At 70.9% G+C, this 17,832-nt stretch carries 5 protein-coding genes; all 5 read left to right on the forward strand.

The window, feature by feature from the left end:
- Positions 1-3: 3 nt before the first annotated feature.
- Positions 4-4,566, forward strand: a complete 4,563-nt coding sequence (locus tag HUA74_RS43120) for a type I polyketide synthase (protein WP_174459234.1) — start codon at positions 4-6, stop codon at positions 4,564-4,566.
- Between the two features lie 27 nt (positions 4,567-4,593).
- Positions 4,594-9,279 carry a beta-ketoacyl synthase N-terminal-like domain-containing protein gene (locus HUA74_RS46250; protein WP_371817402.1) on the forward strand — a complete coding sequence of 1,562 codons (4,686 nt, stop codon included), beginning with the start codon at positions 4,594-4,596 and terminating at the stop codon, positions 9,277-9,279.
- Positions 9,280-9,320: 41 nt separating this feature from the next.
- Positions 9,321-10,613, forward strand: coding sequence for a glycosyltransferase (locus HUA74_RS43135; RefSeq protein ID WP_174459235.1), 1,293 nt, complete (start codon positions 9,321-9,323; stop codon positions 10,611-10,613).
- Positions 10,614-10,633: 20 nt separating this feature from the next.
- On the forward strand, positions 10,634-15,004 hold the full coding sequence (locus tag HUA74_RS43140; protein ID WP_254625514.1) for a type I polyketide synthase: 4,371 nt from the start codon (positions 10,634-10,636) through the stop codon (positions 15,002-15,004).
- A 112-nt stretch (positions 15,005-15,116) separates the two neighbouring features.
- The coding region (locus HUA74_RS43145) for an amino acid adenylation domain-containing protein (protein WP_174459237.1) at positions 15,117-17,832 on the forward strand (2,716 nt) is incomplete at its 3' end.

Below are 17,832 nucleotides of genomic sequence, written 5' to 3' on the forward strand. Positions count from 1 at the left end.
TTCATGGGGCGTCACACGGAGTACCAGGGGGAGTTGGGGCTGGCGGTGGCCATCGTTGGCATGGCCGTGCGCGTGCCCGGCGCGGAGGACGTGGCCGCCTTCTGGCGCCTGTTGCGCGACGGAGTAGAGGGCATCACCTTCTTCTCCGACGACGCGCTGAAATCCCTGGGTGTGGACCCGGCCTTCCTGGCCAACCCCCACTTCGTCCGCGCGGCGCCGGTGCTGGAGCGGCCGGGCCGCTTCGACGCGGGCTTCTTCGGCTACGCCCCGCGTGAGGCGGAGCTGCTGGACCCGCAGCACCGTATCTTCCTGGAGTGCGTCTGGACGGCGCTGGAGCACGCGGGCTACGCGCCGGGGCGCATCCCGGGGACGACGGGCATCTACGCGGGCTCCAGCCTGAGCAGCTACCTGCTCTTCAACCTGCTCTCGCGCGCGGAGTTCCAGCAGGCCGAGGACACCTTCCCGGCCATGGTGGCCAACGACAAGGACTTCCTCGCCACGCGCGTGGCCTATCACCTGGACCTCAAGGGTCCGGCCCTGACGGTGCAGACGGGCTGCTCCACGTCGCTCGTCGCCACGCACCTCGCCTGCCAGTCGCTGCTGGGCTACCAGTGCGACGTGGCGCTCGCGGGCGGCGTGTCCGTGCACGTCCCGCAGCGCACCGGCTACCACTATCAGGAGGGCGGCATCACGTCTCCGGATGGCCACTGCCGCGCGTTCGACGCGAAGGGCCAGGGCACGCTCTTCGGCAGCGGCGCGGGCGTGGTGGTGCTCAAGCGCCTGGAGGATGCACTCAACGACGGCGACACCATCCACGCCGTCATCCGCGCCTCGGCCATCAACAACGACGGCGCGATGAAGGTGGGCTTCACCGCGCCGGGCGTGGAGGGCCAGGTGGAGGTCATCGCCCGGGCCCAGGCCATCGCGGAGGTGACGCCGGAGTCCATCAGCTACGTGGAGGCCCACGGCACCGCGACGCCGCTCGGAGACCCCATCGAGGTGCAGGCGCTCGACACCGTGTTCCGCGCCGGCACCGACAAGCGCGCCTTCTGCGGGCTGGGCTCGGTGAAGACGAACGTGGGCCACCTGGACGCCGCGGCGGGAGTCACCGGACTGGTGAAGACGGTGCTCTCCCTGGAGCACGCGGAGCTGCCTCCCAGCCTGAACTACGAGACGCCCAATCCGCGCATCGACTTCGCCAACAGCCCCTTCTACGTCAACACCGCGCTCACGCCCTGGCCCGAAGGCGCCACGCCGCGCCGCGCGGGGGTGAGCTCGTTCGGTATCGGTGGCACCAACGCGCACCTCATCCTGGAAGAGTCCCCGCTCGTCCGGCCGGGCGATGCGCCTCGCGACTGGCAGCTCCTGGTGCTCTCCGCCCGGACGCAGACGGCGCTGGAGAAACAAACCACCGCCCTGCTGGCGCACCTGAAGGTGCATCCCGAGCAGCAGCTCGCGGACGTGGCGTGGACGCTGCAGTCGGGGCGCAAGGCGCTGGACCTCCGTCGCGTGCTGGTGTGCCGCGACAGGGACGATGCCGTGCGTGTGCTGGAGACGAGAGATCCGCAGCGCCTCTTCACGCTCGCGCCCGGCTCCGCCACGCCCTCGGCCGTCTTCATGTTCCCGGGCGGCGGCGCGCAGTACCCGGACATGGGCCGGGGTCTCTACGCCGCCGAGCCCGCCTTCCGCGAAGCGGTGGACCAGTGCTGCACGCTGCTGCGTCCCCGACTCGGCTTCGACCTGAAGCCCGTCATGTACCCGGACGCGGACTCCGCGGCGAGCGCGAGCCAGCGGCTCAAGCGGACCTCGCTGGCGCTGCCCGCGCTGTTCACCATCGAGTACGCCCTGGCCCGACTCTGGGAGTCCTGGGGCGTGAAGCCCGAGGCCGTCATCGGCCACAGCCTGGGCGAGTACACGGCGGCCTGTCTCGCGGGCGTCTTCTCGCTGGAGGACGCGCTGGCGCTGGTGGTGCTGCGCGGCAAGCTCTTCGAGGAACTGCCGGGTGGCGGAATGCTCAGTGTGCCGCTGCCCGAGTCGGAAGTGCGGCCCCTGCTGGGGGAGACGCTGTCCCTGGCGGCGGTGAACGGCCCCTCTCAGTGCGTGGTGGCCGGCACGGTGGAAGCCGTGGAGACCCTGGCGGCCGAGCTGACGCGACGTGAGGTGGAGTTCCGTCACATCCCCATCGACGTGGCGGCGCACTCGCACCTGGTTGGGCCGATTCTCGCACGCTTCCAGGAGTTCATCGGGACGCTCCAGCGCAACGCGCCCACGCTGCCGTTGATGTCCAACGTCACCGGCACATGGATGACGCCCGAGGAGGCCACGGACCCGGTCTACTGGACGCGTCACCTGCGGCAGACCGTGCGCTTTGGCGATGGCATCCGCACGCTGGCGGAGCTGCCCCACCGCGTCTACCTGGAGGTCGGCCCCGGCCGCACGCTGAGCACGCTCGCGCGCCTCCAGCTCACGGGACCCCAGGCGCCGCCTGTCCTTCCCTCGCTGCGCCATCCACAGGACCCGGTGCCCGACGAGGAACTGCTCACCGCCACGCTCGGCAAGCTCTGGGCGGCGGGAATCGGCGTCGACTGGAACGCGGTGCGCGGCGACAAGCGGCGCCTGCGCGTGCCCCTGCCCACCTATCCCTTCGAGGGACAGGACTACTGGCTCGCACCGGAGGCCCCGTCCGCTCAGCGGCGAGGCGAGGCGCGCAAGACGTCGGACGTCGGCGGCTGGTTCTACCTGCCCTCGTGGCGTCGCGCGCCGCTGCCCCTGCCTCGTGCGGGCGCCAGCACGGTGCGCGACTGGGTCGTGTTCGTGGATGCGGGTGGAGTGGGCGAGGCGCTGGCCGCGCGACTGGAGAGCGCGGGTCACCGCGTGGCGCGCGTGTCACGCGGTGCTCGACTCCAGGAACTGGGCGGGCACCACTTCAGCCTGGACCCGATGGACGCGGAGGAGCCCACGTTCCTTCTGCTGGCCCTGAAGGCGAAGGACTTCAAGGTGGAGCGCATCGTCCACCTGTGGAGCCTGGATGGACTCGACGGCGCGGAGCACGAGTCGGCCGAGGCCCGCTTCGACCAACTTCAGGAGCGCGGGTTCCATCCCCTGCTGCGGCTGACGCGCGCGCTGGCGGAGGGGTCCCTTCCCGGCCCCGTGGAGCTGACGGTGGTGGGGCGCGGAGCGTTCGACGTGGAGAGCACGGACGCGGTCAATCCCGAGCACGCCACCCTGCCCGCGCTGTGCAAGGTGATTCCCCAGGAGCACGACACCCTGGCTTGCCGCTACGTGGACCTGGGCCCTGGCGGCGTGGCGATGACCTCGAGCGCCCTTCTGCGCGAGCTCACCTCCGACACCCCGGACCCCGTGGTCGCCTGGCGAGGGACACACCGGCTGGCGCAGACGCATGAGTCGCTGCGGCTCGAACAGGATGGCGTGGCGGCGCAGCCCTTCAAGGCCCGCGGCGTGTACCTCATCACCGGTGGCCTGGGTGGCGTGGGCCTGCTGCTCGCGCGGCATCTGGCGAGCGCCCATCAGGCCCGGCTCATCCTGGTGAGCCGCGCGGGGTTGGAAGTGGACCCGGGCGGGCACAAGCAGCGCGCGGTGAAGGACCTGGAGGCAGCGGGCGCGGAGGTGCTGGTGGTCCGCGCGGACGTGGCGGACGAGTCGCGGCTGCGCATGGCGCTCGCGGAGGCGGACGTTCGCTTCGGCACGGTGGACGGAGTGATTCACGCGGCGGGACTCGCGGGTGAAGGCGCGGTGGCACTGCTCTCCGGACTGGACGCGGCGGCCTGCGCGCCCCACTTCCGGGCCAAGGTCCATGGCACCTACGCGCTGGAGCGCGCGCTGACGGGCCGGCCCCTGGACTTCGTGCTGCTCGTGTCCTCCAACGCCGCGGTGCTCGGAGGACTGGGGCTCGCGGCGTACGGCGCGGCGAACGCCTTCCTGGATGCCTTCGCCATCTCCCGCTCGCGCGAGGGGCTGACCCGGTGGCTGAGCACCAACTGGGACGGCTGGCCCGGCGTGGACGAGGTGACTCGCGAGGTCCGCACGAGCATCGACGTGTTCGCCATGTCGCCCACCGAAGCGGTGGAGGCCTTCCGCCGCGTGGTGGAGTCTCCCCTGAGTGGACAGGTGGTGGTGTCCACCGGCGACCTGGTCGCGCGCGTCGCGCGGTGGGTGCGGCGCGAGGGCACGGGGAAGCACGCGGACGCGGCGGGTGGCGCGACGCACGAGCGGCCCCAGCTCGGCACCGAGTACGTGGCGCCCACGGATGACGTGGAGCTGGCGCTGACGAAGGTGTGGCAGGAGCAGCTCGGACTGGCGCGGCTGGGCATCCACGACAACTTCTTCGACCTTGGTGGCAACTCGCTGCTGTGGCTCAAGATTGTCGGCCGCCTGAAGCGGGAGCTGGGGCGCGAAGTCCCCCTCACCTCCGTCTTCGAGGCTCCCACCGTGGCCGCGCTGGCGAAGCGACTGGGAGGACTGCCCGCCCCGGAGGAGTCCCCCAGCTTCGAGACGAGTCAGAACCGGGGAGCCCAGCGCAGGGAGCGGCGCAGTCGCCGTGAGTGAAGCAGTCAAGGAGTGGATGACGTGGACGTGAAGCAGCCAGCAGACATCGACGACGCGGACCTTGCCATCATCGGCATGTCCGGGCGCTTTCCTGGCGCCCGCGACACGGCGGAGTTCTGGGCGAACGTGCGCGGCGGCGTGGAGTCCATCCGCTTCTTCACGCCCGAGGAGTGTCTCGCGGCGGGAGTTGCTCCGGAGCTGGTGGAGGACCCCGACTTCGTGCGCGCGGCGGCGGTGCTGCCAGAGCCCGAGTCGTTCGATGCCGCCTTCTTCGACATGCCACCGCGTGAGGCGGAGCTGACGGACCCGCAGCACCGCGTCTTCCTGGAGGTCTGCTGGGAGGCGATGGAGCACGCGGGCTATTCGCCGCGCGACTACCCGGGCGCCATCTCCGTGTACGGCGGGGCCACGCTCAACACGTATCTGCTGATGAACCTGGCGCGGAATCCCCGCGTGCTGGAGTCCGTCGAGCCGGTGCAGGTCAACATCGGCAACGGCACCGACTTCCTGGCCACCCGCGTCTCGTACAAGCTGAACCTCCGGGGCGCGAGCCACGCGGTGCAGAGCGCGTGCTCGACGTCCCTGGTGGCCGTGCACCTGGCCTGCCAGAGCCTGCTCAATGGCGAGTGCGACATGGCACTCGCGGGCGGAGCGTCCGTCAACGTCAGCTTCCTCCATGGCTACCGACACGCCGAGGGTGGAATGGCGTCGCCGGATGGCCGCTGCCGTCCCTTCGACGCGAAGGCCCGGGGCACGCTGTTCGGCAGCGGCGCGGGCGTCGTGCTGCTGAAGAAGCTGCGCAACGCCGTGCGAGATGGCGACACGGTGCACGCCGTCATCAAGGGCTCGGCCATCAACAACGATGGCGCGCTCAAGGCGGGCTACACCGCCCCGGGCATCGAAGGGCAGTCCCAGGTGGTGGCGGAGGCGCTCGCGGCCTCCGGACTGGATGCGGACTCCATCGGCTATGTGGAAGCCCACGGCACCGCGACGCCCCTGGGAGACCCCATCGAGGTGGAGGCCCTTACGCGCGCATTCCGCTCCTCCACGCAGCGGCGGCGCTTCTGCGCGCTGGGCTCGGTGAAGGGCAACGTCGGCCACCTGGACGCCGCCGCCGGCATCACCGGCCTCATCAAGACAGCCCTGGCCGTGAAGCACGGAGAGCTGCCGCCCAGCCTCCACTACGAGCGGCCCAACCCGGCCATCGACTTCGACGGCAGTCCCTTCTACGTCAATGCGACGCTCAAGCCCTGGCCCGCCGGCGCACTGCCCCGGCGCGGCGGCGTGAGTTCGTTCGGCGTGGGTGGCACCAACGCGCATGTGGTGCTGGAGCAGGCGCCTCGGTCGCCCGACAGCGCGGCCTCGCGTCGCGCGTGGCAGTTGTTGCCGCTGTCCGCGCGCACGCCCTCCGCGCTGGAGGCCAGCACGAAGCGACTGGCCGAGGCCCTGAAGTCCCAGCCCGACGCGAAGCTCGCGGACGTGGCCTGGACGCTCCAGGCGGGACGCCAGCGCTTCTCGCAGCGACGCTTCGTCCTCGCGCGAAGCGTGGGTGACGCGGTGGAGGTGCTCTCCACGACAGGGGATGCACGCGTCCACACGGAGACGCAGGACGCGGTGGAGCGCCCGGTGGCGTTCCTCTTCCCGGGCCAGGGCTCGCAGCACGTGGGCATGGGGCGCGCGCTGTATGATGCGGAGCCCGTCTTCCGCGCCGAAGTGGACCGCTGCGCCGAGCTGCTCAAGGCGCATCTGACCGGGCGCGACCTGCGCGAGGTGCTGTACCCGAAGTCGGGAGAGCCCGCGGAGCACGAGAAGACGCTGGCGCGCACGGAGTTCACACAGCCCGCGTTGTTCACCCTCGAGTACGCCACCGCGCGGCTCTGGATGTCCTGGGGCGTGAAGCCCGCGGCGATGCTCGGTCACAGCATTGGCGAGTACGTGGCCGCATGCCTCGCGGGTGTCTTCACCCTGGAGCACGCGCTTCAACTGGTCGCCGCACGCGGCCGGCTGATGCAGTCGCTGCCGTCCGGCTCCATGCTGGCGGTGCCGCTGAGCGAGGACGAGGTCCGTCCCTATCTCGGCACCGAGCTGAGCCTCGCCGCGGTGAACGCACCCATGCAGTGCGTCGCCTCCGGGCCGACGGAGGCCGTGGAGAAGTTGAAGCGCCAGTTGGATGAGGCGGGCGTACGCAGCCACGTGCTCGTCACGTCTCATGCCTTCCACTCGGCGATGATGGACCCCATCCTGGAGGCCTTCACCGCGCGCGCGGCGGCTGTGACGCTGCGGCCCCCCACCCTGCCCTTCGTCTCCAATGTCACCGGGACGTGGATCACCACGGAGCAGGCGACGAGCCCGAAGTATTGGGCCCAGCACCTGCGTGGCGCGGTGCGCTTCGCGGATGGACTGCACGCGCTCCTCTCCGACCCGAAGCGCGTCGTGCTGGAGGTGGGACCCGGACAGGTGCTCAGCCGGCTCACGCGGCGGTATCCCGACACCACCCCGGGACGCCCGGTGCTCGCCTCCATGCCCACGCCGCAGGACACCGTGGCCACGGACGCGCCGCCGCTCGCGTACACGACGCTGGGCGGACTCTGGCAGGCCGGCGTCACCGTGGATTGGCGAGGCTTCCACGGCGAGGAGCGTCGCCATCGCCTTCCGCTGCCGACCTACCCCTTCGAGCGACAGCGCTTCTGGGTGGAGCCCGACACGAAGCCGCACGCCGAGGCCGCGCCCGTCACGACCGAGACGCTCGGGGTCCCGCTCGCCCAGGCGCCAATGGAGCGCTGGTTCCATGCCCCGTCGTGGAAGCGCACGCCGCTTGCTCCCGGGCGCACCGCGAAGGCGACACACCCGCGCGTCTGGCTGGTGCTCGAGGACGAGTCCTCTCCCACCGAGGCCCTGCTGACACCGGAGCCCGGCGAGGAGCGGATGGTGCTCCGCGTGCGGCCAGGTTCCGGCTTCAGTCGAACGGGAGAGTGGGACTACACCGTGGCGCCGGGCTCGCTTCCGGACCTGCGCGCGCTCCTCGGTGCGCTGCGGGATGCGGGCAGGCTCCCCGACACCGTGTTGCATCTCTGGAGCCTGACGTCGGACGTCCCCGCCTCCTTCGCGCAGGTCCAGGCGAGCGGCTACTTCACGCTCGTCGCGCTCGCGCGGGCGCTCGTCGAGTTCGCGCCCGAGCGGCCCTGCACCGTCTGGGTGGTGTCCAACCACGTCCACGACGTGACGGGCGACGAGTCGCTCCGCGCCGACAAGGCCACGCTGCTCGGCCCCTGCCGGGTGATTCCGCAGGAGCACCCGAGCCTGCGGTTCCATCACGTGGACGTGGTGACGGGCCCGGCGGCGAACCTCTCTTCCACCGGACTCCGGGCCCTCCGCGCGGAGCTGCGTTCGGTGCCCGTGGAGACGGTGGTGGCGCTGCGGGGTCCGCATCGCTGGGTCCAGTCCCTGGAGCCGCTGCCGCTGCCCGATGCCCCCACGCCCCACCCGAGCGCGCGCCCCGGTGGCGTGTACCTGCTCGTCCATGGGCTGGGCGGTCTGGGCGCGATGAATGGGCGCGCGCTGGCCAGCCTGTCGCCAGGAGCGAAGCTCGTCTGCCTGGAGCCGCTGGGCTTTCCGCCGCGCGACACCTGGGACGCTCACGTCGCAAGTCACGGTGAGACCGAGGCCTGGACGCAGCGGATCCGCCGGGCACGGCAGCTGGAGTCCCTGGGCGCGGAGGTGGTGGTGCTTCCCACCGACCTGACGCGGCAGGAGTCGCTGCGCGAGGCCGTCGACACGGCCGCGGCCCGCTTCGGTGCGCTCCACGGCGTGGTGCATGCGGCGTGGCTCCCGAAAGACCAGGTGGCGCGACTCGTCTCCGAGACGGGGCCCGAGGAGAGCGCCTGGCATTTCGACCCGCGCGCGCGAGGGCTGGCCCTGTTCGACGCGGTGCTGGGTGAGCGTGCGCTGGACTTCCGCGTGGTGGCCTCGTCCATCTCCGCGGTGCTCGGCGGCATGGCCACGGTCGCGCACACGGCCGCGAGCGCATGGCAGGACGCTTTCGCCCAGGCCGCGTCACATGAAGGCCGGCGGTGGTTGAGCCTGGGTTGGGACGTGGTGAAGGTGGAGGACTACGGCGCGCACCCGGGCGCACGTGGCGAGGCGCTGGACCGCCTGGCGCTCTCTCCCGAGCAAGGCGCGGAGGCCCTGAGCCGCGCGCTCGCGCATGCCACGGGCCCCTGGCTGGTGGTGTCCACGCATGACGTGGCCGCGCGCCAGTCTTCGGGCTCCCGGGCCTCCGTGTCCGAGGAGCTCCGCGAAGAGCCCGCGGCGCGCCCTCAGCATCCTCGGCCGTCGAACCTGCGCAGCGCCTACGTGGCGCCCACGACGGACATGGAGCGGACGCTGGCGGACCTGTGGCAGCAGACGCTGGGTGTGGCGCCCATTGGCATCCAGGACAACTTCTTCGAGCTGGGCGGTGACTCCCTCATCGCCGTGCAGCTCAGCGACCGGCTCAAGCGGCGGCTCAACGTCAGCGTGCCCGCGTCCAGCCTCTACGAAGGCGTCACGGTGAAGGCCCTCGCGGCGTTGCTCCAGCCTCCCGAGGCGGGACCGGGCTCGGCGAACAGCGAGGCCGACGAGCGCGAGTCCACCGTCCAGCGCCGCAAACAGAACCTCCAGCGTCAGCGCTCTCGTCGACGCGCGGACGACGAAGAGCCGGAGGACGGCGACTGAGTCGTCGCGGCTCCGCCTCGACCTCCCCGCGCCCTCACCCCATGCGAGCCATCCTCACCAACTTCGGAACCCTCGGCGACATCCAGCCCTTCGTGGCGCTGGCCGTCGAGCTGAAGCGCCACGGCCATCAGCCCGTGCTCGCCGCCGCGCCCTCGTACCGCGCGCTCGCGCAGCTCCATGACCTCGACTTCATCCCGGTGGGTCCCGACCTGAGGGCGGCGCAGAGCGGCATCACCCAGGCGATGATGGGGAGCCCGGACGTCGTGCACTCCGCCGGAGGCATGCTCCAGCTCTTCCAGCCGCTCGTGGAGTCACTGCCCCGCATGTTCGAGGACCTGCGCGCCGCGTGTCGGGGCGCGGACGTGCTCATCAGCGGGCGCGTCCAGCCCGCAGCGCGCATGGTGCATGACCTGACGCACCTGCCCTTCGTCACGGTGCTGGTGGAGCACAGCGGCAGCGGTGGTGGCGGCCCGGCCTTCCAGGCGGCCGTGCGCGGACTGGTCAATCCCCTGCGCGAAGCACATGGCCTGCCACCGCTCGACAATCCGCTGGTGGATGGCCTGTCGAATCAGCTCGTGCTCACCGCGCTGAGCCGGCACGTGCGGCCTCCCGCCGCGGACCTGCCGCCGCACCACCACACCGTCGGGTACTGCTTCCTCGATGAGCCGGGCTTCACGCCGGACGCGGAGCTCGCCGCGTTCCTCGCGGAGGGCGAACCTCCCGTCTGCATCACCTTCGGCAGCATGACGCACGCGGACCCGGAGGCGCTGACGGAGGCGCTGGTACAGGCCACGGTGCGCTCGGGACGACGGGCCCTCATCCAGCACGGCTGGAGCGGACTGGGGCAGCGCGCCCTCCCGTCGACAGTGAGGGCCTTGGGACAGGTGCCGCACGCCTGGCTCTTCTCGCGGGTGTCGTGCGTGGTGCATCACGGTGGCGCGGGGACCACGGGCGCGGCCTTCCGGGCGGGCGTCCCGCAGGTCGTCGTGCCGCACACGTATGACCAGTTCACCTGGGGCGAGGTCGTCCAGGAGCTGGGTTGTGGAGCCGCGGCGCTTCCCATCGGGGAGATGAACGCGGAGCGACTCGGGGACGCGCTGAGCACGGTGCACGCTCGCGCGGACCTCCAGGCGTCAGCGGCGCGGCTGGGCGAGCAGCTCCGCGCGGAGCACGGAACGATGAAGGCGCGTCACCTCCTCGAGGACCTGGTCCGTCGAGTAGGGCTCGCCTCGGACTCGGGCACCGAGAACGAGGCGGACGCGGATGACGAGGGGCGGCAACAGCGCCGGCGGATGGCGCTGAAGCAGCAGCGGGCGAGGAAGGTCGAAACTTGAGCGGGACTTTGGAGAGAGACATGGCCACGGATTCTTCCAACGCGGACACCACGGGACTGGAGATCGCCATCGTCGGCATGGCCGGGCGCTTCCCGGGAGCACGCGACCTGGAGGCCTTCTGGCGCAACCTGCGGGACGGCGTGGAGTCCATCAGCTTCCTGACGGACTCGGACCTGGAGGCGAGCGCGTTGGACACGGCCGCCATCCGCTCGGACCCGAACTACGTGAAGGCCGCCGCCGTCCTGGAGGACGCGGACCTCTTCGACGCGGGCTACTTCGGCGTCACCCCCAAGGAAGCGGAGGTGATGGACCCGCAGCAGCGTGTCTTCCTGGAGTGCGCCGTGGAGGCCCTGGAGCATGCGGGCTACGACGCCGAGCGCTACAAGGGTCGCATCGGCGTGTACGCCGGCGCGCGCACGGACACGTACGTCTTCAACCTCTTCTCCAACCCCGCCGCGCTGGGTGGACTGGACCCGTTCGAGATTGGCCTGGGCAATGACCTGGCCTTCCTCACCACGCGCGTCGCTCACCGCCTCAACCTGCGCGGGCCCGCGTACTCCGTGCACACCGCGTGCTCCACCGCGCTGGTCGCGTTGCACCTGGCGGGACAGGCCCTGCTCGCGGACGAGTGCCGGATGGCCATCGCGGGCGGCGTCGCCATCAACGTCCCGCAGAAGGTGGGCTACCTGTATCAGTACGGCGGCATCGCCTCGCCGGACGGCCACTGCCGCGCCTTCGATGCGAAGGCGGCGGGTACCATTTTCGGCAGCGGCATTGGTCTGGTGGTGCTCAAGCGCCTGGAGGACGCGCTGGCCGACGGCGACACCATCCATGCGGTCATCAAGGGCTCCGCCATCAACAACGACGGCGCCGTGAAGGCCAGCTTCACCGCGCCCAGCGTGCAGGGCCAGGCCACCGTCATCAAGGACGCCCTCGCCGCGGCGGAAGTCTCCGCCGACACGATTTCCTACGTGGAGACGCACGGCACCGGCACCGCGCTGGGAGACCCCATCGAGCTGCGCGCCCTGACGAAGGTGTTCGGCGCGAAGGCGAAGGGCCGTCGCACGGTGCCCATCGGCTCGGTGAAGACGAACGTGGGCCACCTGGACGCGGCGGCCGGCAGCGCGAGCCTGCTCAAGGCCATCCTCGCGATGAAGCATCAGCAGCTTCCGCCCAGCCTCCACTTCGAGTCCCCCAACCCGCAGATCGACTTCGACAGCGGCCCCTTCTACGTGAACACCGCGCTGCAGCCCTGGCCGCGCGGCAGGACGCCCCGGCGCGCGGGCGTCAGCTCGTTCGGCATCGGCGGCACCAACGCGCACATCGTCCTGGAAGAAGCACCTCCCGCGCCGTCGGCATCGACCGGACGCCCGTGGGAGTTGCTCGTGCTCTCCGCGCGCAGCCACACCGCGCTCGACTCGGCCACCGCTCGGCTCGCGCAGCACCTGGAGTCCCAGCCGCAACAGGCGCTGGCGGACGTGGCGTACACGCTCCAGGTGGGCCGAAAGGCCCATGCGCACCGTCGGGTAGTGGTGGCTCGCGACGGGCAGGATGCCGTGCGCGTGTTGCGCATGGCGGAGCCCCAGCGCGTCCTCTCGGGCACGCACGAGACGGGCAACCGCCCCGTGTCCTTCCTCTTCTCCGACGCCGGAGCGGAGGCTCCGCTGGAGTCGCTGTACCGCTCGGAGCCCGCCTTCCGCGCGGAAGTGGACCGCTGCGCGGAGCTGCTCCAGTCGCGGCTCGGCGTGGACCTGCGCGCCGTGCTGTATCCGGAGGACAGGAGCCGTCCCAGCCGCTCCGGCCCGGTGAGCGCCGCCGCGCGCTTCGTCGAGCCGTATGCCCTGGCGCGCCTGTGGATGTCATGGGGCGTTCAGCCCGAGTCGATGCTCGGTGAGGGCACGGGCGCGTGGATCGCCGCGAGCCTCGCGGGCACGCTCCCGCTAGAGGAAGCCCTCTCGTTGGTGGTCGCCCGAGGCGATGGCCGCGAGCTGTCGCCGAGCGCCTCGACGCTGAAGGCGCCCGAAGTGCCGCACTACTCTCTCGTCACGGGCGCCCTGCTCACTGCCGCCGAGGCGACTCGACCCGAGACGTGGAAGGACGCGGCGAGCCGCGCTCCGCGCCTGGACGACGCGCTTCGTGAGCTGGTAAAGGAGCCGTCTCGCGTCGTGCTCGCGATGGGGGCCACGGGGCCGCTCGTCGAGCGGGCGCGCGCGCTGGCGGGAAGCACCGGGACGCGCTCGGTGCGAGGCTGCCTGCCCGCGTCTGGAGACAGCCAGCCCGCGCCGGTGGCGGTGCTCGGCACGCTGGGCCAGCTCTGGCTGGAGGGCGTGGAGGTGGACTGGGAAGCCGTGAGCGAGGGCCGTGTCCTGCGCCGCGTGCCGCTCCCCACGTACCCCTTCGAGCGCCAGCGCTACTGGGTGGCTCCGGGCACGCGCGTCGAGGCCACGCAGGCGCAGGTGCCGCAGGGCAAGCTGGTGGACATGGCGGACTGGTTCCACGTGCCCGCCTGGCATCGCACGGCGCCCGTGGCCCTGGACCGCAAGGCCCTGGCCGAGCGTCGTTGCTGGGTCGTCTTCGTGGATGGGCTGGGCGTCGGCGAGGCTTTGTGCCGTCGACTGGAGGAGTCAGGACAGGACGTGGTGAGCGTGCGCCAGGGGAGCGCGTTCATGCGAGACGCCGCGCGCCGCTACGCGCTCGACCCGCGTCTGCGCGGTGACTACGCCACGCTGTGGAAGGACCTGGCGGACCAGGAGCTGAGCCCGTCCGTGGTGGTCCACCTGTGGAGCCTCGCCTCGTCGGGCGAGGACCTCCCGGGGCCCGAGCTGTTCCGCAAGGTCCAGGACACGGGCTACTACAGCCTCCTGCACCTGGGGCAGGCGCTCGCCCAGGGCGACACCTCCCGCCCCGTGCGGCTGGAGGTCGTGACGGACCGGCTGCATGACGTCGCGGGCGAGGGCACCGCCCTCCCGGAGAAGGCCACGCTGCTGGGGCCCTGCAAGGTGATTCCGCAGGAGCAGGAGCACGTCACCACGCGCTGCATCGACCTGATTGCCCCCGAGGCTCGGAGCGCGGGCGTGGAGAAGCTCGCGGAGCGCCTGCTGGCCGAGTTCAGTCAACGCACGCGTGACGCGGTCGTCGCGTGGCGCTCCAACCAGCGCTTCACGCAGACCCATGCGCCGCTCCGCCTGGAGCCCTCGGGAGAGGCTCACGCGCCGCTGCGCGAGCAGGGCGTCTATCTCATCACCGGAGGCCTTGGCGGCGTGGGCCTGATGCTCGCCAGGCACCTGGCGCAGACCCTCAAGGCACGGCTCGCGCTGCTAGGCCGGACCACGCTGCCGGCGCCGTCCGAATGGGATTCGTATCTGGCCACGCACCCGGAGACTGACGCGGTGGCCCAGCGCATCCTCCGCGTACGGGAGCTGGAGCAGAGCGGCGCGCAGGTGATGGTGGTGGGCGCGGACGTCGCGGACGCCCAGCAACTGGAGGCGGCGGTGACGCAGGTGGAGGCCCGCTTCGGCGCGTTGCATGGCGTGCTCCACTGCGCGGGCGTCACCCACGGCCCGTCGCTCTACAACCCGCTGACAGAGATTGGTCGGGGCGAGTCCGAGACGCAGTTCGGCCCGAAGGTCTACGGCACGTATGCGCTGGAGAAGGTGCTGAGCCGTCGCTCGGTGGACTTCGCCCTGCTCTTCTCGTCCAACGCCGCGGTCCTCGGTGGTCTCGGCTACCTGACGTACGCGTCCTCCAACCTCTTCATGGACGCCTTCGCTCAAGCCCGCTCCGGAGGAACTGGGACTCGCTGGGTGAGCGCGTCGTGGGACCCGTGGCCGGAAGAGACGAAGCACACCCACGTGCGCACCAGCATGGACCAGTACGCCATGACGCCCCAGGAAGGCGCCGAGGCCGTCCGTCGCCTGGTGACGCTCGGCGTGGATGGACACGTCATCGTCGCCACCGGAGACCTGGCCCAGCGCTGGAAGCTTTGGATTCAGCGCGACACGTCCCAGCCCACGTCGGGTGCGCGGGCGGCCGGCAAGCCGCGTCGCGCGAAGACGCCCTTCGTGGCGCCCGCGAGCGAGCTGGAGAAACAGCTCGCGGCCATCTGGCAGGAAGTCCTCGGCGTGGACTCCGTGGGCCTCAACGACAACTTCTTCGACCTGGGAGGCCACTCGCTGCTGGCCACGCGCGTGGCCGGACGCCTGCGCACCCAGTTCGAGTTCGACATTCCCCTGGCGAAGCTCTTCGAGGCCGCCACCGTGGCCTCTCTCGCGAAGCTGGTGGCCGACCACCAGACCGCGCTCGAAGAGGCCGCCAGTCAAGCCGCGCTCGAGGAGCTGTCCAACCTCAGCGACGAAGAGATTGAAGCCGAGCTGGCGCGACGCTCGCGCTAGCCCGCACTGAATTTCAGCCGGGCCGAGCAGGACACGTCATCGGCCCCCCGCAACCTTCTCCTCCGCCCTGGGTTCCCCCGGGTCGCGGAGGCCCCGAAGTTGGAGTCCAGCAATGAGCGGTAGCTCCAAGAATCTCGACAAGCTCACTCCCAAGCAGCGCGCGCTGTACGAGTTGCTCCTCAAGGAGAAGAAGGGGCAGCTCCAGGCCACGACGACGCAGGCGCTCGAGCGGACCATTCCGCGTCGCGCCGGAACGGAGCCCGCACCGGCTTCCTTCCCGCAGCAGCGACTGTGGGTGGTGGACCAGCTCGAGGGCGGAGAGGCCTTCGCCTACAACGTTCACATCACCGTGCAGTTCACCGGCGTGCTGGACGTCCCGCTGCTGGAGCGGTGTGTGAATCAGGTGGTGCGACGCCACGAGTCGCTGCGCACCGTGTTCGCCGCGAGGGACGACGGGCTCCCCATCCAGGTCGTCGTGCCGGAGCTTTTGCTGACCATCCCAGTGGAGGACATCTCCCGGCTCGGCAAGGCGGAGCAGGACGAGGAGGTGGAGCGCCGCACGAGCGAGGAGTCCCAGCGCCTGTTCGACCTGGCGCGAGGCCCCCTGCTGCGCGGCAAGGTGCTGCGCCTGGGGCCCGACAACCACGTGGCCCTGGTCACCATGCATCACCTGGTGACGGACCGCTGGTCGCTGGGTGTCTTCGTCCGCGAGCTGATGGCCTTCTACGCGGCGGAGGTCACGGGACAGGCGCCCGCGATTCCCGAGCTCGTCATCCAGTACTCCGACTTCGCGGAGTGGCAGCGCGAGCGGATGCAGGGTGAGCGGCTGCGCGTCGAGCTGGACTTCTGGAAGCAGCACCTGAAGACGTTGCCAGCGCCGTTGGAGCTGCCCACGGACAGGCAGCGCCCGGCGCGCCAGACGTACCGGGGCTCCCGCCAGTTCGTCACGCTCCCCGTCGCACTCACGCGTGCGCTGAAGGAGGTCAGCCAGCAGGAGGGGGCCACCCTCTTCATGACGCTCTTGGCCACGTTCCAGACGTTGATGCACCGGCACTCTCGACAGACGGACATCACCGTCGGCTCGCCCATCGCCGGCCGCAACGTGCCGGAGCTGGAGACGCTGATCGGCTTCTTCGTCAACACGCTGGTGCTGCGCAATGACCTGGGCGGCAACCCCACCTTCCGCGAGCTGCTGCGCCGCGCGAAGGAGGTGTGCATGGCCGCGTACGCACACCAGGAGCTGCCCTTCGAGAAGCTGGTGGAGGAGCTGCAGCCCCCGCGTGACTTGAGCCGTCACCCGTTGTTCCAGGTGATGTTCAGCTTCCAGAACACCCCGCGCCAGGACCTGTCGATGCCGGGGTTGCAGTCCACCTATCTGCTGGTGGACCCGGGCTCGGCGAAGTTCGACCTGCTGCTGGAGCTGCGCGAGGACCGGCCGGACGAAATCTTCGGCTGGCTCGAATACAACACCGACCTTTTCGACGTCGCGACCATCCAGCGGATGCGCGGGCACTTCTACTCTCTGCTCGGCGCGGTGGCCGCCAACCCCGACGCCCGTCTGTCCGAGCTGCCCCTGCTCACCCAGGAGGAGCAGCTCCAACTGCTCTCCGACTTCCAGGGCCAGCAGGACGACTTCCCACGCGACGTGTGCCTGCACTCACTCATCGAAGCCCAGGCTCGCCGCACCCCCGACGCGGAGGCACTGCGCTTCGAGGACTCTGCTCTTTCGTACGCGCAGCTCGACTCACGCTCCAACCAGCTCGCGTGGCACCTGCGCTCCCTTGGCGCTCGCCCGGGCTCCCTCGTCGGCGTCTGCCTGGAGCGCTCGCTCGACCTCGTCGTCGCGCTGCTCGCCGTCCTCAAGTCCGGCGCCGCCTACGTTCCCCTGGACCCCGCGTATCCCCGCGAGCGCCTCGCCGGCATGCTCGAGGACGCGGACGCGCCCGTGCTCCTCACTCACGAGCACCTGAAGTCCGCCCTCCCCCAGCACGACTCTCGCGTGCTCTGCCTCGATTCACAGTGGGACGACGTCGCAGTCCACTCCCGCGACTCGCTGCCTCTCCTCGCCGGGCCCGACGCTCCCGCCTACGTCATCTTCACCTCCGGCTCCACGGGCCGCCCCAAGGGCGCCATCAACGCCCACTCGGGCATCGTCAACCGCCTGCTGTGGATGCAGCAGCAGTACGGCCTGTCCCCTGACGACACCGTCCTTCAGAAGACGCCCTTCTCCTTCGATGTCTCCGTCTGGGAGTTCTTCTGGCCCCTCATGACGGGCGCTCGCCTCGTCCTCGCGAAGCCCGGCGGTCACCAGGACCCCGCCTACCTCGTTCGCCTCATCTCCGAGCAGCGCGTCTCCACGCTCCACTTCGTCCCCTCCATGCTCCGCGCCTTCCTGGAGGAGCCGGGTGTCGAGAAGCTCTCCGGGCTTCGTCGCGTCGTGTGCAGTGGTGAGGCACTCCCCGCCGAGCTCGTCCGCCGCGCGCACGCCCTCCTTCCCGCCTCCGCCGAGGTCCACAACCTCTACGGCCCCACCGAGGCCGCCGTCGACGTCTCCTTCTGGCACTGCGCCCGGGGCGACTCCCGTCACTTCGTCCCCATCGGTCGCCCCGTCTCCAACACGCAGCTCCACGTCCTCGACGCCACCGGACTCCCTACTCCCGTCGGCGTGCCGGGCGAGCTCTTCATCGGCGGCGTCCAGGTCGGCCTCGGCTACCTCAGCCGTCCCGCGCTCACCGCCGAGCGCTTCCTCCCCGACGCCTTCTCCGCCATCCCCGGCGCGCGCCTCTACCGCACCGGCGACGTCGCTCGCTGGCTGCCTGACGGCTCCC

This window comes from Myxococcus sp. CA051A (genome assembly GCF_013336705.1).
Taxonomy (GTDB): domain Bacteria; phylum Myxococcota; class Myxococcia; order Myxococcales; family Myxococcaceae; genus Myxococcus; species Myxococcus llanfairpwllgwyngyllgogerychwyrndrobwllllantysiliogogogochensis.

What these genes read in the sequence shown, in the direction of transcription:
- HUA74_RS43120 (WP_174459234.1), top strand. Translation starts at nt 4, where the DNA reads ATGGGGCGTCACACGGAGTACCAGGGGGAGTTGGGGCTGGCGGTGGCC.
- HUA74_RS43135 (WP_174459235.1), top strand. Translation starts at nt 9,321, where the DNA reads ATGCGAGCCATCCTCACCAACTTCGGAACCCTCGGCGACATCCAGCCC.
- HUA74_RS43140 (WP_254625514.1), top strand. Translation starts at nt 10,634, where the DNA reads ATGGCCACGGATTCTTCCAACGCGGACACCACGGGACTGGAGATCGCC.